The 17,502-nt window shown below is 64.0% G+C and carries 26 protein-coding genes; 25 read left to right on the forward strand and 1 reads right to left on the reverse strand.

Annotation, left to right across the window (positions count from 1 at the left end; genetic code table 11):
* The first annotated feature begins 32 nt into the window (after positions 1-32).
* Positions 33-2,333, forward strand: a complete 2,301-nt coding sequence (locus QW868_RS24250; RefSeq protein ID WP_316231713.1) for an ABC transporter ATP-binding protein — start codon at positions 33-35, stop codon at positions 2,331-2,333.
* Here QW868_RS24250 and QW868_RS24255 read toward each other — a convergent pair.
* On the reverse strand, positions 2,270-3,493 hold the full coding sequence (locus QW868_RS24255) for an NAD(P)/FAD-dependent oxidoreductase (protein WP_316231714.1): 1,224 nt from the start codon (positions 3,491-3,493) through the stop codon (positions 2,270-2,272). The two genes, QW868_RS24250 and QW868_RS24255, sit on opposite strands and share 64 nt — an antisense overlap.
* Before the next feature lie 646 nt (positions 3,494-4,139).
* On the opposite strand from QW868_RS24255, the gene rpsL reads away from it, so the two are divergent.
* The 24 genes from rpsL (at position 4,140) to rpmD (ending at position 17,499) form a co-directional block, all read left to right on the forward strand.
* Positions 4,140-4,511, forward strand: a complete 372-nt coding sequence (rpsL, locus tag QW868_RS24260) for a 30S ribosomal protein S12 (protein ID WP_006611834.1) — start codon at positions 4,140-4,142, stop codon at positions 4,509-4,511.
* 30 nt (positions 4,512-4,541) lie between these two features.
* Positions 4,542-5,012: a 30S ribosomal protein S7 gene (gene rpsG, locus QW868_RS24265; RefSeq protein WP_006611835.1), complete on the forward strand. Its 471-nt coding sequence runs from the start codon at positions 4,542-4,544 to the stop codon at positions 5,010-5,012.
* A gap of 33 nt (positions 5,013-5,045) precedes the next feature.
* On the forward strand, positions 5,046-7,118 hold the full coding sequence (gene fusA, locus QW868_RS24270; RefSeq protein ID WP_315737597.1) for an elongation factor G: 2,073 nt from the start codon (positions 5,046-5,048) through the stop codon (positions 7,116-7,118).
* 39 nt (positions 7,119-7,157) lie between these two features.
* Positions 7,158-8,348 carry an elongation factor Tu gene (gene tuf, locus QW868_RS24275; protein ID WP_006611837.1) on the forward strand — a complete coding sequence of 397 codons (1,191 nt, stop codon included), beginning with the start codon at positions 7,158-7,160 and terminating at the stop codon, positions 8,346-8,348.
* Between the two features lie 90 nt (positions 8,349-8,438).
* Positions 8,439-8,747, forward strand: coding sequence for a 30S ribosomal protein S10 (rpsJ, locus tag QW868_RS24280; protein ID WP_002712302.1), 309 nt, complete (start codon positions 8,439-8,441; stop codon positions 8,745-8,747).
* A 58-nt stretch (positions 8,748-8,805) separates the two neighbouring features.
* Positions 8,806-9,525, forward strand: a complete 720-nt coding sequence (gene rplC / locus QW868_RS24285) for a 50S ribosomal protein L3 (RefSeq protein ID WP_006611838.1) — start codon at positions 8,806-8,808, stop codon at positions 9,523-9,525.
* Positions 9,526-10,146, forward strand: a complete 621-nt coding sequence (gene rplD / locus QW868_RS24290; RefSeq protein WP_315737598.1) for a 50S ribosomal protein L4 — start codon at positions 9,526-9,528, stop codon at positions 10,144-10,146.
* Entirely contained in the window at positions 10,143-10,442 is a 300-nt protein-coding gene (locus tag QW868_RS24295) for a 50S ribosomal protein L23 (RefSeq protein ID WP_315737599.1), read from the forward strand. The genes rplD and QW868_RS24295 overlap by 4 nt, the downstream gene beginning before the upstream one ends.
* Before the next feature lie 12 nt (positions 10,443-10,454).
* Entirely contained in the window at positions 10,455-11,288 is an 834-nt protein-coding gene (rplB, locus tag QW868_RS24300) for a 50S ribosomal protein L2 (RefSeq protein WP_006611841.1), read from the forward strand.
* A gap of 12 nt (positions 11,289-11,300) precedes the next feature.
* Positions 11,301-11,579, forward strand: a complete 279-nt coding sequence (rpsS, locus tag QW868_RS24305; RefSeq protein ID WP_006611842.1) for a 30S ribosomal protein S19 — start codon at positions 11,301-11,303, stop codon at positions 11,577-11,579.
* Between the two features lie 10 nt (positions 11,580-11,589).
* Positions 11,590-11,970: a 50S ribosomal protein L22 gene (gene rplV / locus QW868_RS24310; protein ID WP_315714562.1), complete on the forward strand. Its 381-nt coding sequence runs from the start codon at positions 11,590-11,592 to the stop codon at positions 11,968-11,970.
* 21 nt (positions 11,971-11,991) lie between these two features.
* The gene (gene rpsC, locus QW868_RS24315) at positions 11,992-12,702 is read left to right on the forward strand and encodes a 30S ribosomal protein S3 (protein WP_012045041.1); all 711 of its coding nucleotides are present in this window, start codon (positions 11,992-11,994) and stop codon (positions 12,700-12,702) included.
* 40 nt (positions 12,703-12,742) lie between these two features.
* Positions 12,743-13,156 (forward strand): 50S ribosomal protein L16, encoded by a 414-nt coding sequence (gene rplP / locus QW868_RS24320; RefSeq protein WP_315737600.1) that lies wholly within the window; start codon positions 12,743-12,745, stop codon positions 13,154-13,156.
* 5 nt (positions 13,157-13,161) lie between these two features.
* Positions 13,162-13,368 carry a 50S ribosomal protein L29 gene (gene rpmC, locus QW868_RS24325; protein WP_006611846.1) on the forward strand — a complete coding sequence of 69 codons (207 nt, stop codon included), beginning with the start codon at positions 13,162-13,164 and terminating at the stop codon, positions 13,366-13,368.
* Positions 13,369-13,378: 10 nt separating this feature from the next.
* On the forward strand, positions 13,379-13,627 hold the full coding sequence (rpsQ, locus tag QW868_RS24330; RefSeq protein WP_008963469.1) for a 30S ribosomal protein S17: 249 nt from the start codon (positions 13,379-13,381) through the stop codon (positions 13,625-13,627).
* A 99-nt stretch (positions 13,628-13,726) separates the two neighbouring features.
* A complete protein-coding gene (rplN, locus tag QW868_RS24335; RefSeq protein ID WP_006611848.1) occupies positions 13,727-14,095 on the forward strand; it encodes a 50S ribosomal protein L14 in 369 nt (122 codons plus the stop codon).
* Entirely contained in the window at positions 14,095-14,409 is a 315-nt protein-coding gene (gene rplX / locus QW868_RS24340; RefSeq protein WP_315737601.1) for a 50S ribosomal protein L24, read from the forward strand. Before rplN ends, rplX begins: the two co-directional genes overlap by 1 nt.
* On the forward strand, positions 14,402-14,959 hold the full coding sequence (gene rplE / locus QW868_RS24345; RefSeq protein WP_315737602.1) for a 50S ribosomal protein L5: 558 nt from the start codon (positions 14,402-14,404) through the stop codon (positions 14,957-14,959). Before rplX ends, rplE begins: the two co-directional genes overlap by 8 nt.
* Positions 14,960-15,002: 43 nt before the next feature.
* Positions 15,003-15,308 (forward strand): 30S ribosomal protein S14, encoded by a 306-nt coding sequence (gene rpsN / locus QW868_RS24350; RefSeq protein WP_315737603.1) that lies wholly within the window; start codon positions 15,003-15,005, stop codon positions 15,306-15,308.
* A 13-nt stretch (positions 15,309-15,321) separates the two neighbouring features.
* Positions 15,322-15,720, forward strand: coding sequence for a 30S ribosomal protein S8 (rpsH, locus tag QW868_RS24355; protein ID WP_315714559.1), 399 nt, complete (start codon positions 15,322-15,324; stop codon positions 15,718-15,720).
* Positions 15,721-15,733: 13 nt separating this feature from the next.
* A complete protein-coding gene (rplF, locus tag QW868_RS24360) occupies positions 15,734-16,267 on the forward strand; it encodes a 50S ribosomal protein L6 (RefSeq protein ID WP_172108074.1) in 534 nt (177 codons plus the stop codon).
* 11 nt (positions 16,268-16,278) lie between these two features.
* On the forward strand, positions 16,279-16,641 hold the full coding sequence (rplR, locus tag QW868_RS24365) for a 50S ribosomal protein L18 (protein ID WP_316231715.1): 363 nt from the start codon (positions 16,279-16,281) through the stop codon (positions 16,639-16,641).
* Positions 16,642-16,689: 48 nt separating this feature from the next.
* Positions 16,690-17,262, forward strand: coding sequence for a 30S ribosomal protein S5 (gene rpsE, locus QW868_RS24370; RefSeq protein ID WP_006611855.1), 573 nt, complete (start codon positions 16,690-16,692; stop codon positions 17,260-17,262).
* 45 nt (positions 17,263-17,307) lie between these two features.
* On the forward strand, positions 17,308-17,499 hold the full coding sequence (gene rpmD, locus QW868_RS24375; RefSeq protein WP_006611856.1) for a 50S ribosomal protein L30: 192 nt from the start codon (positions 17,308-17,310) through the stop codon (positions 17,497-17,499).
* Positions 17,500-17,502 lie beyond the last annotated feature (3 nt).

Raw genomic sequence — 17,502 nt, forward strand, 5'->3', positions numbered from 1 at the left:
CTCTCGTCGGCCGCGCTGCTTCGGTTGGTTGCATGGCGCCCAAGAAACCAGAGTCAGAGTCGAGACCGGCTTCCAAATCAGGCTCGAAACGAGGTTCGAAATCCAATTCGACCTCGGCGCCGCCCGGTCAGGCCGCGGACGATCGGATTGCCGGCGAGCGAATTGCGGCTGCCGCGGGCGCCGCAGCCGAGATCGCGAAGCGGCTTTCTGGAACCGCCGCGCCCCAAGCGCCGCAGGCACCCCAAGCGCCGGAAACACCGCTCGCCGCCAACGCGCCGCTGGCAGCCGAAGCGCAGCACACATCTGAAGCGCCGCAGCTCTCCGAGCCGTCGCAGGCCGCCAAAGTGCCGGAGGCGGCCAAACCGCCGCAGGCATCCAAGCCGCCGCAGGCCACCAAGCCACCACAGGCAAGCAAGCCTGCGCCGCCGCCCTCCGACGATGAGGACGGCGAGGACGAGGGCGACGATCTCGACGACGATGACGACGACGAGGATCTCGTCGTCTATACGGCCCGCGAGGCCGCCGGCGCGCTTGCGACGATCTACGGCTTCGTCAGGCCGCTGCTGGCCAAATACAAGAAGATGCTGGCCTTCGTGGCGATCGGCGTGCTGATCGAGACGCTGTTCAACGTCATCATGCCGCTCAGCCTCAAGTTCCTGATCGACGATGCGCTCGGCGAGGAGGATTTCGAGGCGCTCTATCGCATCCTCGGCGTGCTGGCCGTTGCGGGCATCTTCACCTCGATCGTTGCCGTGCTCTACGAGCGCTGGGATGCGCGTCTGGCGGCCTGCGTCATCTCGGATGTCCGCACCCGTCTGTTCGACCACGTGCAGAACCTGCCGGCCGCCTATTTCCAGCGCACCAAGCGCGGCGAGATCTTGTCGCGCTTCTCGGTCGACATGTCGGCGTTCGAGAACGTCGTGAAGAGTTTCGCCAACAGCGCTGTGCTGCCGTTCCTCGAGCTGATTGCGGGCATCATTCTGATGCTGTTCCTCAACTGGCAGCTCGCTGCGATCGCGCTGCTGGTGTTTCCGATCACCCTGATCGGCCCGCGCATCCTGACGCCGAAGGCGGTTCAGGCCAATTACGAGCAGAAGCTGAACGAGGCGTCGCTGCTCGGCGTGATCCAGGAGAACATCGCGGCGCAAGCCGTCATCAAGGCCTTCAGCCTGCACCGCAAGGTATTCGGCTGGTTCAGCTTCCGCAACGACGCGGCGCGGCGCAAGATGGCCGATGCGATGTTCCTGTCGACCATGGTCGAGCGCACCGTCACGATCTCCGTGCTGCTGCTGCATCTCGTCGTGCTCGCCCTCGGCGCCTATCTCGCCACCAAGGGCCAGATCACGATCGGCACCTTCGTCACCTTCGAGAGCGCGTTCTGGGAGGTGTCCTACAACATCGCCCATGTCATGCACTTCGTGCCGGTGTCGATTTCCTCGGCGGCCGCAATCCGGCACATGCAGGAGCTGCTGGACGAGCCGACCCGCGGCGCCGACCGGCCGGGCGCGCCGGATCTGCCCCGCATCAGCCACGACATCACCTTCGAGCGCGTGACCTTCCAGTACGAGGGCAGCCAGACGCCGGTGCTCGACAATCTCAGCCTCAAGCTCGACGTCGGCAAGCGGATCGCGATCGTCGGTCCGTCGGGCTCGGGCAAGAGCACGCTGCTCAACCTGATCCTGCGACTCTACGTGCCCAACGAAGGCCGCGTCACCATCGACGGCGTCGACATCCGCAGGGTCACGCGCGATTCGCTGCGCGGCAGCATGGCCGTGGTGTTCCAGGAGAACATGCTGTTCAACATGTCGCTGCGGGAGAACATCCGGCTCGGCAAGGAGGGCGCCACCGACGCCGAGGTGGAGGAGGCGGCCAAGAAGGCCGAGATCCACCGCTACATCATGAGCCTGCCGCAGAAATACGACACGCTCGTCGGCGAGCGCGGCGACACGCTGTCCGGCGGCCAGCGCCAGCGCATCGCAATCGCCCGCGCCATCATCCGCAATCCCTCCGTGCTGCTGCTCGACGAGGCGACCTCGGCGCTCGACCAGACCACGGAAGCCGCAATCAACCGCACCCTGCTCAAGGTCGCCAAGGGCCGCACCATGATCTGGTCGACCCACCGCCTGACCTCGGTGGTCGAGATGGACGAGATCATCGTCATCTCTAGCGGCCGGGCGATCGAGCGCGGCAGCCACGCCGAGCTCTTGGCCAAGAACGGTGTCTATCGCAAGCTGTGGGACGACCAGGGCCACCAGCCGAGTCGGGCCGATCAGGCCGACGACGACAGCGATGAAGACGACGATGAGGATGATGACGACGACGACGAGGAATAAGCGTTGAGCGGCGCAATGGTCTTCGTCAGCCGCTGCCGCGTGCCGCGGCCGAGCGAGACTGCAAAGCGTGCCCAGCGCTGCGCCTGCCAATAGGGTCTGGTCCCGATCGAGACGGATCTGAAATTCCAGGCCTTCTCGAGCGACCACGCATCGCAGGCCATCTTGACCGGGTCCGCATAGAAGGCCGCGATCTTGGCCTCGCCCATGCCGTCAGTCGCCAGCCAGCGCGGAATGTGGACGTTGCAGAGGCGCTCGACATCGGTGAACACCTTGTCGGAGCCGGTGCCGGTGACGGGGCAGGTGGTGCAGAAGGCGTCGCCGACGAGCACCACGCCGGGCATGCGATATCCGCTGTTGGTGATCAGATCGGCCGGCCGGACCTTCACCTCGCCGCTCACGGCGTACTCGCCAGTGATCCGCCGCAGGCCGGGCAGGGCGGTCGTCAGCGTTTCGACCGGGGCGCGCCGGATCGCCCGCAGCCAGGGATCATCCACCTCGCGATAGGCGAACAGGTTCGCCCGCATGCGCTCGCCGATCGGGAACAGGGTGATGTAGGGCACCCGCGCACTGGCCCGCTCCTGGAAGTAGGTCATGGCCGGGAACGGGAAGGCGGCGCGGCCGACCGGCGTCAGGTCGAAGCCGATCGAGACGGAATGGGCGGGGCTGGCGATCTTGCGGGTGATTCCCAGCATGTGCCGCAGCCCAACGTTCAGCCCGTTGGCGAGCACGACGAGGCGGGCCGAGATCGTCTGCCCGTTGGACAGCACGACCGACTGGCGATCCTCGCCTAGTGTGATCGCCACGGCCTTGGCGACGATTCGCGTCACAGGGCCACGGATCTCGTCACGCACGGCCGTCACCAGCGTATCGTACGGGATGCCATATTGCTGGACTGGCGCCCGTTCGAGCATGTAGCCGAATCGGGCGATCCAGTTCTCCGGGGCCAGGGTGGCTTGGGTTAACACCTTGTCGGCGATTCCGGTGCGACGGAACCGGTCGATCTGCCCGGCACCGGAGATCTTCTCGATTCGAAAGTCGGCCGGGTAGATCGCATGGGGATCGACCAGAATCGCCGGGATGCCCGCACGCCCGAGCATGGCGGCCGTGATCGCGCCGGCCAAGCCGCCGCCAATGATCGCAATATCGGTATATTCTGTCACCGGGCGCCTCGTCTTGGCGCCATCCTTGTCGGCCAAAGCCGAAAAAAGCCTTATCTTCAATGTCTCTGGATATGTCCGGGGTTGGAGAGGTGACTGCGCAGGCGCGGGCAGGGCTCTGCGGTCTACAGATACCTTAGACGCGGGGGCACCGTCGGAGCGGAAACTGCAGCGGCCAGAAGCGCTTCTTTGAGCGTCTTGCGGCGTCGTTTTGCTTGACTTGGATATTTACCGCTTATAAAAGGCCGGCACTCAACGACAGGCGGTGAGCTTCGCCAGCGTCGGTACGGATCACCCAGACCACCCAGAACAGGGTGGGACGGGCACCACCCTCGACGAATGCCGCTCAAACGCTGTCGATCATAGCTAGGCAATGCCAAAACGATATTAGATCTCTCGAGCTCGTTCTCCTGAGACCAATTTCGGATGCATGACCTCGGTAGGCCGCCCGCCAGCGCAAGCTGACTGGTGGTGATCGCGGTCCTCTGTGGCGTCAAGCGCTTTCCGTTCAGCGATGAACGGTTGGCGCGATTTCGTTTTGCGTGGGTTTTGATCGCGCGAACGGCCCGGTGAGGCGGGGAACCTCGAACAGAATTTGCGGAAGCCGGTCGCGGTCTCCGTGCGAACGTTGAGAAGGGTGAAGGCCAAGATGCCGACGATCAACCAGCTGATCGCAAATCCGCGCGAAGTGCAGAAGTCGCGCAAGAAGGTGCCGGCGCTGCAGCAGTCGCCGCAGAAGCGTGGCGTTTGCACGCGCGTCTACACCACGACCCCGAAGAAGCCGAACTCGGCGCTTCGTAAGGTCGCCAAGGTGCGCCTGACCAACGGCTTCGAGGTGATCGGCTACATCCCGGGTGAAGGCCATAACCTGCAGGAGCACTCGGTGGTCATGATCCGCGGCGGCCGCGTCAAGGACTTGCCGGGCGTGCGCTACCACATCCTCCGCGGCGTGCTGGATACCCAGGGCGTCAAGAACCGTAAGCAGCGCCGTTCGAAGTATGGCGCGAAGCGTCCGAAGTAAGACGTTCGAGAGAAGCGGGAACAAGATCACATGTCGCGTCGCCATTCAGCCGAAAAGCGTGAAGTGCTTCCGGATCCGAAGTTCGGGAACATCATTGTCACCAAGTTCATGAACTCGGTGATGTACGCCGGCAAGAAGTCGGTCGCCGAAGGTATCGTCTACGGCGCGTTCGGCATCATCGAGGCCAAGACCAAGCAGAGCCCGCTGACGGTGTTCGAGCAGGCCCTCGAAAACGTCATGCCGACCATCGAGGTCCGCTCCCGCCGCGTCGGCGGCGCGACCTACCAGGTGCCGGTCGAAGTTCGTTCGACCCGCCGGCAGGCGCTGGGCATCCGCTGGCTGATCTCGGCCGCGCGCGACCGCAACGAGAAGACGATGACCGAGCGGCTTTCGGCGGAGCTGCTCGATGCCTCCAATAACCGGGGCAACGCCGTGAAGAAGCGTGAAGACGTGCACCGGATGGCTGAAGCCAACCGCGCCTTCTCGCACTATCGCTGGTAACGGCGAAACCGACGGAAATCAGGGAACACACCCATGCCCCGCCAACACGCCATCGAAGACTATCGCAACTTCGGCATCATGGCGCATATCGACGCCGGTAAGACGACCACGACCGAGCGCATCCTCTATTACACCGGCAAGAGCCACAAGATCGGCGAAGTGCACGAAGGTGCCGCGACGATGGACTGGATGGAGCAGGAGCAGGAGCGTGGCATCACGATCACCTCCGCTGCGACCACCGCGTTCTGGAACGGCAAGCGCCTGAACATCATCGACACCCCCGGTCACGTCGACTTCACCATCGAGGTCGAGCGCAGCTTGCGCGTGCTCGACGGCGCCGTCTGCGTGCTCGACTCCAACCAGGGCGTCGAGCCGCAGACCGAGACCGTCTGGCGTCAGGGCGACAAGTACAAGGTGCCGCGCATCGTCTTCGCGAACAAGATGGACAAGACCGGCGCCGACTTCTTCAAGTGCCTGTCCGACATCGTCGATCGCCTGGGTGCGAAGCCGGTGGCTATTCAGCTGCCGATCGGCGCGGAGAACAACTTCAAGGGCTGCATCGATCTCGTGACGATGAAGGCGATCGTCTGGAACGACGAGGCGCTCGGCGCGAAGTTCGACTACGCCGAGATTCCGGCTGATCTCGCCGATCAGGCCAAGGAATATCGCGAGAAGCTGGTGGAAGCCGCCGTCGAGCTCGACGACGACGCCCTGGCTGCGTTCCTGGACGGCAACGAGCCGGACGAGGCGACCCTGAAGCGCCTGATCCGCAAGGCGGTGCTGACCGGCGCCTTCTATCCGGTGCTGTGCGGCTCGGCCTTCAAGAACAAGGGCGTGCAGCCCTTGCTCGACGCCGTCGTCGACTATCTGCCGTCGCCGCTCGACGTGCCCGCGATCAAGGGCACCGACGACAAGGGCAACGAGGTCGTGCGCAAGGCGGACGACAAGGAGCCGCTGGCGCTGCTGGCGTTCAAGATCATGGACGACCCGTTCGTCGGCACCATCACTTTCTGCCGCATCTATTCGGGCGTCCTGACCTCGGGCACCGGCGTCGTGAACTCGACCCGCGAGAAGAAGGAACGCATCGGCCGCATGCTGCTGATGCATGCGAACAACCGCGAGGACATCAAGGAAGCCTATGCCGGCGACATCGTCGCTCTTGCAGGCCTCAAGGAAGCCCGCACCGGTGACACGCTGTGCGATCCGTCCAACCAGGTGATCCTGGAAAAGATGGAGTTCCCGGAGCCGGTCATCGAGATCGCGATCGAGCCGAAGTCGAAGGCCGACCAGGAGAAGCTGGGCGTCGCGCTGGCGAAGCTGGCAGCGGAGGATCCGTCCTTCCGCGTGTCGACCGATCACGAGTCGGGCCAGACCATTCTGAAGGGGATGGGCGAGCTCCATCTCGACATCAAGGTCGACATCCTCAAGCGCACCTACAAGGTCGATGCGAACATCGGCGCGCCGCAGGTGGCGTTCCGTGAGCGTATCACCAAGCCGGCCAACGTGGACTACACCCACAAGAAGCAGACCGGCGGTACCGGTCAGTTCGCGGCCGTGAGCCTCGTGGTCGAGCCGAACGAGCCGGGCGGCGGCTATGTGTTCGAGTCCAAGATCGTCGGCGGTGCGGTTCCGAAGGAATACATCCCGGGCGTCGAGAAGGGCATCGAGAGCGTGCTCGGCGCGGGCGTCGTCGCCGGCTTCCCGGTGGTCGACGTCAAGGTGGCACTGGTCGACGGCAAGTATCACGATGTCGACTCGTCGGCGCTGGCCTTCGAAATCGCCTCTCGTGCGGCTTTCCGCGAGGCGCTGCAGAAGGGCAAGTCGGTTCTGCTCGAGCCGATCATGAAGGTCGAGGTGGTGACCCCGGAAGACTACACCGGCTCGGTCATCGGCGACCTGAACTCGCGTCGTGGCCAGATTCAGGGCCAGGACATGCGCGGCAACGCCAACGTCATCAACGCGATGGTGCCGCTCATGAACATGTTCGGTTACGTGAACAACCTGCGCTCCATGAGCCAGGGCCGCGCGACCTTCACGATGCAGTTCTCGCACTACGCTGAAGCGCCGGCCAACGTGTCGGCCGAAGTCCAGAAGAAGTTTGCCTGATTGTCGCGAGCTCAAGTGAGCGACTGAACGGAGAGTCAAATGGCCAAAGCTAAGTTTGAACGTAACAAGCCCCACTGCAACATCGGCACCATCGGTCACGTCGACCACGGCAAGACCTCGCTGACGGCTGCAATCACCAAGATCCTGGCCGAGACGGGCGGTGCGACGTTCACTGCCTACGACCAGATCGACAAGGCCCCGGAAGAGAAGGCGCGCGGCATCACCATCTCGACCGCGCACGTCGAGTACGAGACCAAGAACCGTCACTACGCGCACGTCGATTGCCCCGGCCACGCCGACTACGTGAAGAACATGATCACCGGCGCCGCGCAGATGGACGGCGCGATCCTGGTCGTGTCGGCCGCTGACGGCCCGATGCCGCAGACCCGTGAGCACATCCTGCTCGCTCGCCAGGTGGGCGTGCCGGCGCTGGTCGTGTTCCTCAACAAGTGCGACATGGTCGACGATCCGGAGCTGCTGGAGCTCGTCGAGCTCGAGGTCCGCGAGCTGCTGTCGAAGTACGAATTCCCGGGCGACAAGATCCCGATCATCAAGGGCTCGGCGCTCGCCGCTCTCGAAGATTCGGACAAGAAGCTCGGCCACGACGCCATCCTCGAGCTGATGCGCAATGTCGACGAATACATTCCGCAGCCGGAGCGTCCGATCGACCAGCCCTTCCTGATGCCGGTCGAAGACGTGTTCTCGATCTCGGGCCGCGGCACCGTGGTGACCGGCCGTGTCGAGCGCGGCATCATCAAGGTCGGTGAGGAAATCGAGATCGTCGGCATCCGACCGACCCAGAAGACCACCGTCACCGGCGTCGAAATGTTCCGCAAGCTGCTCGATCAGGGCCAGGCCGGCGACAACATCGGCGCGCTGCTCCGCGGCACCAAGCGCGAGGACGTCGAGCGCGGCCAGGTGCTGTGCAAGCCGGGCTCGGTCAAGCCGCACACCAAGTTCAAGGCTGAGGCCTACATCCTCACCAAGGAAGAGGGCGGCCGTCACACGCCGTTCTTCACCAACTATCGTCCGCAGTTCTACTTCCGCACGACCGACGTGACCGGCGTCGTTCATCTGCCGGAAGGCACCGAGATGGTGATGCCGGGCGACAACATCGCGATGGAAGTGCACCTGATCGTGCCGATCGCGATGGAGGAGAAGCTGCGCTTCGCCATCCGCGAGGGCGGCCGCACCGTCGGCGCCGGCGTCGTCGCCTCGATCATCGAGTAACAACAGCGAATAGGGAATGGCGGGTGGCGAATGGAGAAATCCATTCGCTGTTCGCTACTCGCCACTCACTACTCACAGAAAGATACGGCAATGAACGGCCAAAATATCCGCATCCGTCTCAAGGCGTTTGACCATCGTATCCTCGATACGTCGACGCGCGAGATCGTCAACACGGCGAAACGGACCGGCGCGCAGGTTCGCGGACCCATTCCGCTGCCGACCCGCATCGAGAAGTTCACCGTGAACCGTTCGCCGCACGTCGACAAGAAGAGCCGCGAGCAGTTCGAGATGCGCACCCACAAGCGCCTGCTCGACATCGTCGATCCGACCCCGCAGACCGTCGATGCTTTGATGAAGCTCGATCTGGCCGCCGGTGTCGACGTCGAGATCAAGCTCTAAGTTTTTGGATTCACGTTCGCACCTCACGCGGACATAGAGAAGAACAGGAAGCACGCCGATGCGCTCCGGAGTGATCGCACAAAAGGTCGGGATGACGCGGGTCTTCACGGAGACCGGCGAACATATCCCCGTGACCGTGCTGAAGCTCGGCAATTGCCAGGTGGTCGGTCACCGCACCACCGAGAAGAACGGCTACGTCGCTCTGCAGCTCGGCAGCGGCAGCCGCAAGACGGTCTACATGCCGAAGGCCGAGCGCGGTCAGTTCGCGGTCGCCAAGGTCGAGCCGAAGCGCAAGCTCGCCGAATTCCGTGTCAGCGAGGACTCGCTGATTCCGGTCGGCGCCGAGATCCAGGCCGATCACTTCGTCGTCGGCCAGTTCGTCGACGTCACCGGCACCTCGGTCGGTAAGGGCTTCGCCGGCGGTATGAAGCGCTGGAACTTCGGCGGTCTGCGCGCCACGCACGGTGTGTCGATCTCGCACCGTTCGATCGGTTCGACCGGTGGCCGTCAGGACCCCGGCAAGACCTGGAAGAACAAGAAGATGCCCGGTCACATGGGTGTCGATCGCATCACCACGCTGAACCTGCGTGTGGTGCAGACGGATGTCGAGCGTGGCCTGATCCTGGTGGAAGGCGCGGTGCCCGGCTCCAAGGGTGGCTGGATCTCGGTGCGCGACGCCGTGAAGAAGCCGCTGCCGAAGGAAGCGCCGAAGCCCGGCAAGTTCAAGGTCGCGGGTGAGCAGGCTGCCGAAGCGCCGGCCGTGCAGGAGGGCGCATAAATGGAACTGAAAGTCACCACCCTCGAGGGCAAGGAAGCCGGCTCCGTCCAGCTCTCCGACGCCATCTTCGGTCTGGAGCCGCGCGTCGACATCATTCAGCGCTGCGTTCAGTGGCAGCTGAACAAGCGCCAGGCCGGCACCCACAAGGCCAAGGGCCGCGCCGAGATCTGGCGCACCGGCAAGAAGATGTACAAGCAGAAGGGCACCGGCGGTGCTCGTCACGGATCGGCCCGCGTGCCGCAGTTCCGTGGCGGCGGCCGCGCCTTCGGTCCGGTCGTGCGCTCGCATGCGACCGACCTGCCGAAGAAGGTCCGTGCGCTGGCGCTGAAGCATGCGCTGTCGGCCAAGGCCAAGGACGGTGATCTTGTCGTGCTGGAGAACGCCACCCTCGAGGCGGCGAAGACCAAGGCGCTGATCGGTCACTTCTCCGGTCTCGGCCTGACCAACGCGCTGATCATCGACGGTGCTGAGCTGCACAACGGCTTTGCCGCTGCAGCCCGTAACATCCCGAACCTGGACGTGCTGCCGATCCAGGGCATCAACGTCTACGACATCCTGCGCCGTCAGAAGCTCGTGCTGACCAAGGCGGCGATCGATGCGCTGGAGGCGCGCTTCAAATGAAGACCATTGATCCGCGCCACTACGACATCATCATCGCGCCGGTCGTGACCGAGAAGGCGACGTTCGCCTCCGAGCACAACAAGGTTCTGTTCAAGGTGGCCGCCAAGGCGACCAAGCCTCAGATCAAAGAGGCGATCGAGAAGCTGTTCGACGTCAAGGTCAGGAGCGTCAACACGCTCGTCCGCAAGGGCAAGACCAAGGTGTTCCGCGGCAATTTCGGTTCGCAATCGGACAGCAAGCGCGCGATCGTGACCCTCGAAGAGGGCCACCGTATCGACGTGACCACCGGACTGTAAGGCTGAGCTGCCATGGCACTGAAGACATTCAATCCCACGACGCCGGGCCAGCGCCAGCTGGTGATGGTCGATCGTTCGGCCCTGTACAAGGGCAAGCCGGTCAAGGCGCTGACCGAAGGCAAGCAGTCGAGCGGCGGTCGCAACAACACCGGCCGCATCACGGTTCGCTTCCTCGGTGGCGGCCACAAGCAGTCGTATCGTACGGTCGACTTCAAGCGCGACAAGGTCGACGTTCCGGCCACCGTCGAGCGGCTGGAGTATGATCCGAACCGCACCGCCTTCATCGCCCTGGTCAAGTATCAGGACGGCGAGCTCGCCTACATCCTGGCGCCGCAGCGCCTGGCGGTCGGCGACACCATCGTCGCCGGCAACTATGTCGACGTGAAGCCGGGCAACGTCATGCCGCTCGGCAACATGCCGGTCGGCACGATCGTGCACAACATCGAGGTCAAGATCGGGAAGGGCGGCCAGCTCGCGCGTTCGGCCGGCACGTATGCTCAGATCGTCGGCCGCGACCAGGACTACGTGATCGTCCGCCTGAACTCGGGCGAGCAGCGCCTGGTGCACGGCCGTTGCCGCGGCACCATCGGTGCGGTGTCGAACCCGGACCACATGAACACCTCGATCGGCAAGGCCGGCCGCAAGCGTTGGATGGGTCGTCGCCCGCACAACCGCGGTGTCGCGATGAACCCGATCGACCATCCGCACGGCGGCGGCGAAGGCCGTACCTCGGGCGGTCGTCACCCGGTCACTCCGTGGGGCAAGCCTACCAAGGGCAAGAAGACCCGCACCAACAAGTCGACCGACAAATTCATTCTCTTGAGCCGCCACAAGCGGAAGAAGTAAGGAACGACGGACATGGTTCGTTCAGTCTGGAAAGGCCCGTTCGTCGAGGCGTCGCTGCTCAAGAAGGCAGATGCGGCGCGCGCGTCCGGCCGTCACGACGTCATCAAGATCTGGAGCCGCCGCTCGACCATCCTGCCGCAGTTTGTCGGCCTGACGTTCGGCGTCTACAACGGCCAGAAGCACGTGCCGGTGGCGATCAACGAAGAGATGGTCGGCCACAAGTTCGGCGAGTTCTCGCCGACCCGCACCTTCCACGGCCATTCGGGCGATAAGAAAGCCAAGAAGGCTTGAGGATTAAGCGATGAGCAAACCAAAGCGCGAACGGAGCCTCCCCGAAAACGAGGCCAAGGCTGTGGCCCGGATGCTTCGGGTGAGCCCGCAGAAGCTGAACCTGGTGGCGCAGATGATCCGCGGCCGCAAGGCGTCGGCAGCCCTCGCCGACCTGCAGTTCTCGCGCAAGCGGATTGCGGTCGACGTCAAGAAGTGCCTGGAATCGGCGATCGCCAATGCCGAGAACAATCACGAGCTCGAGGTCGACGATCTCGTCGTTTCGCAGGCTTTCGTCGGCAAGGGAATCGTGATGAAGCGTTTCTCGCCGCGCGGCCGTGGCCGTTCGGGCCGAGTTTTCAAACCGTTTTCGCAGCTGACGATCATTGTCCGTCAGGTCGAGGCGAGCGCTTAAAGCAGGCGCTGGGAGAATACGATGGGTCAAAAGATCAATCCGATCGGTCTGCGTCTCGGCATCAACCGGACCTGGGATTCGCGCTGGTTCGCTGGCAAGGCCGAGTACGGCAAGCTGCTGCATGAAGACGTCAAGATCCGCGAGATCCTGCACAAGGAGCTCAAGCAGGCGGCCGTCGCCCGCATCGTGATCGAGCGTCCGCACAAGAAGTGCCGCGTCACGATCCACTCGGCACGTCCGGGCGTCGTGATCGGCAAGAAGGGCGCCGACATCGACAAGCTGCGCAAGCGTGTCGCCGACATCACCTCGTCGGACGTCGTCATCAACATCGTCGAGATCCGCAAGCCCGAGCTCGATGCGACCCTGGTCGCCGAGTCGATCGCGCAGCAGCTCGAGCGCCGCGTGGCGTTCCGCCGCGCCATGAAGCGCGCCGTGCAGTCGGCGATGCGTCTCGGCGCCGAGGGCATCCGCATCAACTGCTCGGGTCGTCTGGGCGGTGCGGAAATCGCCCGCATGGAATGGTACCGCGAGGGCCGGGTGCCGCTGCACACGCTGCGCGCCGACATCGACTACGGTGTGGCCACCGCGTTCACCACTTTCGGCACCTGCGGCGTGAAGGTCTGGATCTTCAAGGGCGAGATCCTCGAGCACGATCCGATGGCACAGGACAAGCGGATGAACGAAGGCGGCGGCGAGAGCTCGCAGCCGCGGTCGCGCCGCGACGCGGCCTGATCGATCAGCCGCGACAAGACAGGTTTGAGGGCTCAAAGCCATGATGCAACCAAAGAAGACCAAGTTCCGAAAGGCGCATAAGGGCCGTATCCACGGCGTTGCGTCCTCGGGCGCGACGCTGGCCTTCGGCCAGTTCGGGCTGAAGGCGATGGAGCCGGACCGCGTCACCGCGCGCCAGATCGAGGCCGCCCGTCGTGCCTTGACCCGTCACATGAAGCGCGCCGGCCGCGTCTGGATCCGGGTGTTCCCGGATCTTCCGGTGTCGAAGAAGCCGGCCGAGGTCCGCATGGGCTCCGGCAAGGGCTCGCCGGAATTGTGGGTGGCCCGCGTCAAGCCGGGCCGGGTGATGTTCGAGATCGACGGCGTGAGCACCCAGATCGCGCGCGAGGCGCTGCTGCTGGCGGCCGCCAAGCTGCCGATCAAGACGCGCTTCGTCGAACGCATTGCGGAGTAATGGTCATGGCCGAGATGAAGATTGCCGACATTCGCGCGATGAGCCCCGATCAGATGGACGATGCGATCGTCAACCTGAAGAAGGAGCGTTTCAACCTGCGCTTCCAGCGTGCCACCGGCCAGCTCGAGAACACCGCTCGGCTGCGCGAGGCGCGTCGCGACATCGCCCGTATCAAGACCATCGCCGCGCAGCAGCGCGCCAAGACGAAGTAAGAGGCTCGACATGCCGAAACGGACCCTCCAGGGCGTTGTCGTCAGCGACAAGCAGGCCAAGACGGTGGTCGTGCGCGTCGACCGGCGCTTCACCCACCCGATCTACAAGAAGACCATCCGCCGCTCGAAGAACTACCACGCCCACGACGAGAACAACGAGTTCAAGCCGGGCGACATGGTGTGGATCGAGGAGAGCAAGCCGATCTCGAAGCTGAAGCGCTGGACCGTGGTCCGGGGCGAGCACAAGAAAACCGCCTGAGGCGCGAAGCGGCCCTCGTCGAAGAGGGCCCATTTCGCTTTCGGGATCAAACAAGGCGCAGCTTTCCTGCGCAGCAGATGAAGAGGACGAGGTGCATCAATGATTCAGATGCAGACCAACCTCGACGTGGCCGATAATTCCGGCGCACGCCGTGTCATGTGTATCAAGGTGCTGGGCGGCTCGAAGCGCCGCTATGCCACCGTCGGCGACATCATCGTGGTGTCGATCAAGGAAGCCATTCCGCGTGGCAAGGTGAAGAAGGGCGACGTCATGAAGGCCGTCGTGGTGCGCGTCCGCAAGGACATCCGCCGCGCCGACGGCTCGGTGATCCGCTTCGACCGCAACGCGGCCGTTCTGATCAACAACCAGTCGGAGCCGGTCGGCACCCGCATCTTCGGGCCGGTGCCGCGCGAGCTGCGCGCCAAGAACCACATGAAGATCATTTCGCTCGCGCCGGAGGTGCTGTGATGGCTGCCAAGATCCGCAAGGGCGACAAGGTGATCGTCCTGACCGGCCGCGACAAGGGTCGCACCGGCGAGGTGTTCGAGGTGCGTCCCGACGAGGGCACCGCGCTGGTGCGCGGTATCAACCTGGTGAAGCGTCACCAGAAGCAGACCCAGAACCAGGAAGGCGGCATCATCTCCAAGGAGGCGCCGATCAACCTGTCGAACGTCGCGTATGTCGGTAAGGACGGCAAGCCGACGCGCGTTGGATTCAAGATTCAGGCGGACGGCAAGAAGGTCCGCGTTGCCAAGAGCTCGGGAGTTGAGATCGATGGCTGAGACTGCTTACACCCCGCGCCTCCGCACGGAATATGATCGCCAGATCAAGAGCCAGCTGACCGAGAAGTTCGGCTACGCCAACGTCATGCAGGTGCCGCGGCTCGACAAGGTCGTGCTCAACATGGGCATCGGCGAGGCGGTCAACGACCGCAAGAAGGCGGAGACGGCGGCGGCCGACCTGTCGCTGATCGCCGGCCAGAAGGCGGTCGTGACCTATTCGCGCGTCGCCATTGCGACCTTCAAGCTGCGTGAGAACCAGCCGATCGGCTGCAAGGTCACGCTGCGCAAGACCAAGATGTACGAGTTCATCGACCGCCTGATCAACGTCGCGCTGCCGCGCGTCCGCGACTTCCGCGGCCTGAACCCGAAGAGCTTCGACGGCCGCGGCAACTACTCGCTCGGCATCAAGGAGCACATCATTTTCCCCGAGATCGACTTCGACAAGGCCGGGGAGAGCTGGGGCATGGACATCACGGTGTGCACCACCGCGACGACCGATGATGAGGCCCGTGCCCTTCTGACCGCATTCAATTTCCCGTTCCGGCAGTGAGACGCTGAACAGCTTCTCAAACGCGGATACCCAGGAGCCAAGCATGGCAAAGAAGAGTTCAATCGAGAAGAACAACCGGCGCAAGCGGATGACGAAGAACGCCGCCCCGAAGCGCGCCCGGTTGAAGGCGATCATCGCCGACAAGTCCAAGCCGATGGAGGAGCGCTTTGCCGCGACCCTGAAGCTGGCCGAGATGCCGCGCAATTCGTCGGCGACCCGCATCCGCAACCGGTGCGAGCTGACCGGCCGTCCGCGGTCGAACTATCGCAAGAACAAGCTGAGCCGCATCGCGCTGCGCGAGCTCGGGTCCAAGGGCCTGGTCCCGGGCCTCGTGAAGTCGAGCTGGTAAGGAGGGTCGCACCATGTCAACGCACGATCCCATCAGCGATCTGATCACCCGCATCCGCAACGCGCAGATGCGCTCGAAGTCGAAGGTCTCGACTCCCGGCTCCAAGATGCGCGCCAGCGTGCTCGAGGTGCTGAAGTCCGAAGGCTACATCCGTGGCTATGCCACGCTGGAGCATCCGTCGGGCCGCAGCGAGATCGAGATCGAGCTGAAATATTTCGACGGCGAGCCCGTGATCCGCGAGATCGAGCGCGTCTCCAAGCCCGGCCGCCGCGTCTACACCTCGGTGAAGAACCTGCCGCGCGTGAACAACGGGCTCGGAATTTCTGTTTTGTCGACACCGAAGGGAATCATGGCCGACCATAGCGCGCGTGACGCGAATGTCGGCGGTGAAGTTCTCTTCACGGTGTTCTAAGAAGGATTGAGCCATGTCACGTATTGGCAAGAAGCCTGTGGCGGTGCCGTCCGGTGTGACGGCCTCCGTCGATGGACAGACCGTCAAGATGAAGGGGCCGAAGGGCCAGCTTCAGTTCATCGTCCATGACGACGTGGACGTGAAGTTCGAGAACGGCCAGGTCAAGGTTGCCCCGCGCGCCGAGACCAAGCGCGCCCGTTCGCTGTACGGCACCGCTCGCGCCCAGATCGCGAATCTGGTCGAAGGCGTCACCAAGGGCTTCGAGAAGAAGCTCGAGATCACCGGCGTCGGCTACCGCGCCGCGATGCAGGGCAAGAACCTGCAGCTCGCGCTCGGCTACAGCCACGACGTCGTCTACCAGATCCCGGAAGGCATCACGATCGCGGTGCCGAAGCCCACCGAGATCACGGTCACGGGCATCGACCCGCAGCGCGTCGGCCAGGTGGCCGCCGAAATCCGCGCCTACCGGCCGCCGGAGCCCTACAAGGGCAAGGGCGTGAAGTACGCGGGTGAATTCATCTTCCGCAAGGAAGGCAAGAAGAAGTAACGGAGCCGGACATGTCGAGAGCCAAGGTTACGAATGCCCGGCGCAAGCAGCGTGTGAGGCTGTCGCTGCGCCGCTCCGCCGGCGGCCGTCCGCGTCTGTCGGTGTTCCGCTCGTCGAAGCACATCTACGCTCAGGTCATCGACGACCTGAAGGGCGAGACGCTCGCCTCTGCGTCGTCGATGGAGAAGGAGATGCGCTCGGCCGGCAACACCGGTGCCGACATCGACGCGGCGAAGGCGGTAGGCAAGCTGCTCGCCGAGCGCGCGGTGAAGGCGGGGATCAAGGAAGTCGTGTTCGATCGCGGCGGCTATCTCTATCACGGGCGCGTCAAGGCGCTGGCCGACGCGGCGCGCGAGAGCGGGCTGAGCTTCTAACATCAATGGATATGGGCGTCAGAGCCCCTCAGAAGATTGGATAGCACCATGGCAGGTGAACGGGAACGAGGCGGTCGCGATCGCAAGGAGCGCGAGGAGCGCGACAGCGAGTTCGTCGACAAGCTCGTCCACATCAACCGAGTCGCGAAGGTCGTGAAGGGCGGTAAGCGCTTCGGCTTTGCGGCGCTCGTCGTGATCGGCGATCAGAAGGGCCGGGTCGGGTTCGGCCACGGCAAGGCACGTGAGGTTCCGGAGGCGATCCGCAAGGCGACCGACTCCGCCAAGCGCAACCTGACCCGCGTCGCGCTGCGCGAGGGCCGCACCCTGCACCACGACATCTTCGGTCGTCACGGTGCGGGCCGCGTCTATCTGCGTGCGGCTCCGGCCGGTACCGGCATCATCGCCGGCGGCCCGATGCGCGCCGTGTTCGAGACGCTGGGCATCCAGGACGTGGTGGCGAAGTCGATCGGCTCGTCCAACCCGTACAACATGGTGCGCGCGACCTTCAACGCGCTGAAGCACCAGGATAGCCCGCGCTCGGTTGCCGCGCGCCGCAACATCAAGGTGTCGACTCTGCAGGCCCGCCGCGTCGGTGGCGATGCCGAGGCAGCAGCCGACTAACGAACGCGCGTCGTCCTGCGGATGGCGCAACTCGGAGTGAAGACCATGGCTAGCGCCAAGACGATCAAGATCGAGCAGATCGGCAGCCCGATCCGCCGGCATCACTCGCAGCGCGAGACGCTGATCGGGTTGAAGCTCAACAAGATCGGCCGCGTGACCGAGCTGCCGGATACTCCGGCGGTCCGCGGCATGATCACCAAGGTTCATCATCTCGTCCGCATCGTCGACGAGAAGTAAGGA

This window comes from Bradyrhizobium sp. SZCCHNR1051, assembly GCF_032489615.1.
Lineage (GTDB): Bacteria > Pseudomonadota > Alphaproteobacteria > Rhizobiales > Xanthobacteraceae > Bradyrhizobium.

Coding starts and splice junctions, on each gene's coding strand:
- rpsE (WP_006611855.1), top strand. CDS start 16,690: ATGGCAGGTGAACGGGAACGAGGCGGTCGCGATCGCAAGGAGCGCGAG.
- fusA (WP_315737597.1), top strand. CDS start 5,046: ATGCCCCGCCAACACGCCATCGAAGACTATCGCAACTTCGGCATCATG.
- rpsH (WP_315714559.1), top strand. CDS start 15,322: ATGTCAACGCACGATCCCATCAGCGATCTGATCACCCGCATCCGCAAC.
- rpmC (WP_006611846.1), top strand. CDS start 13,162: ATGGCCGAGATGAAGATTGCCGACATTCGCGCGATGAGCCCCGATCAG.
- rplV (WP_315714562.1), top strand. CDS start 11,590: ATGAGCAAACCAAAGCGCGAACGGAGCCTCCCCGAAAACGAGGCCAAG.
- rplX (WP_315737601.1), top strand. CDS start 14,095: ATGGCTGCCAAGATCCGCAAGGGCGACAAGGTGATCGTCCTGACCGGC.
- tuf (WP_006611837.1), top strand. CDS start 7,158: ATGGCCAAAGCTAAGTTTGAACGTAACAAGCCCCACTGCAACATCGGC.
- rpsG (WP_006611835.1), top strand. CDS start 4,542: ATGTCGCGTCGCCATTCAGCCGAAAAGCGTGAAGTGCTTCCGGATCCG.
- rplB (WP_006611841.1), top strand. CDS start 10,455: ATGGCACTGAAGACATTCAATCCCACGACGCCGGGCCAGCGCCAGCTG.
- rplE (WP_315737602.1), top strand. CDS start 14,402: ATGGCTGAGACTGCTTACACCCCGCGCCTCCGCACGGAATATGATCGC.
- rpsC (WP_012045041.1), top strand. CDS start 11,992: ATGGGTCAAAAGATCAATCCGATCGGTCTGCGTCTCGGCATCAACCGG.
- QW868_RS24250 (WP_316231713.1), top strand. CDS start 33: ATGGCGCCCAAGAAACCAGAGTCAGAGTCGAGACCGGCTTCCAAATCA.
- rplR (WP_316231715.1), top strand. CDS start 16,279: ATGTCGAGAGCCAAGGTTACGAATGCCCGGCGCAAGCAGCGTGTGAGG.
- rplP (WP_315737600.1), top strand. CDS start 12,743: ATGATGCAACCAAAGAAGACCAAGTTCCGAAAGGCGCATAAGGGCCGT.
- rplD (WP_315737598.1), top strand. CDS start 9,526: ATGGAACTGAAAGTCACCACCCTCGAGGGCAAGGAAGCCGGCTCCGTC.
- rplF (WP_172108074.1), top strand. CDS start 15,734: ATGTCACGTATTGGCAAGAAGCCTGTGGCGGTGCCGTCCGGTGTGACG.
- rpsQ (WP_008963469.1), top strand. CDS start 13,379: ATGCCGAAACGGACCCTCCAGGGCGTTGTCGTCAGCGACAAGCAGGCC.
- QW868_RS24295 (WP_315737599.1), top strand. CDS start 10,143: ATGAAGACCATTGATCCGCGCCACTACGACATCATCATCGCGCCGGTC.
- rplC (WP_006611838.1), top strand. CDS start 8,806: ATGCGCTCCGGAGTGATCGCACAAAAGGTCGGGATGACGCGGGTCTTC.
- rplN (WP_006611848.1), top strand. CDS start 13,727: ATGATTCAGATGCAGACCAACCTCGACGTGGCCGATAATTCCGGCGCA.
- rpsN (WP_315737603.1), top strand. CDS start 15,003: ATGGCAAAGAAGAGTTCAATCGAGAAGAACAACCGGCGCAAGCGGATG.
- rpmD (WP_006611856.1), top strand. CDS start 17,308: ATGGCTAGCGCCAAGACGATCAAGATCGAGCAGATCGGCAGCCCGATC.
- rpsJ (WP_002712302.1), top strand. CDS start 8,439: ATGAACGGCCAAAATATCCGCATCCGTCTCAAGGCGTTTGACCATCGT.
- rpsL (WP_006611834.1), top strand. CDS start 4,140: ATGCCGACGATCAACCAGCTGATCGCAAATCCGCGCGAAGTGCAGAAG.
- rpsS (WP_006611842.1), top strand. CDS start 11,301: ATGGTTCGTTCAGTCTGGAAAGGCCCGTTCGTCGAGGCGTCGCTGCTC.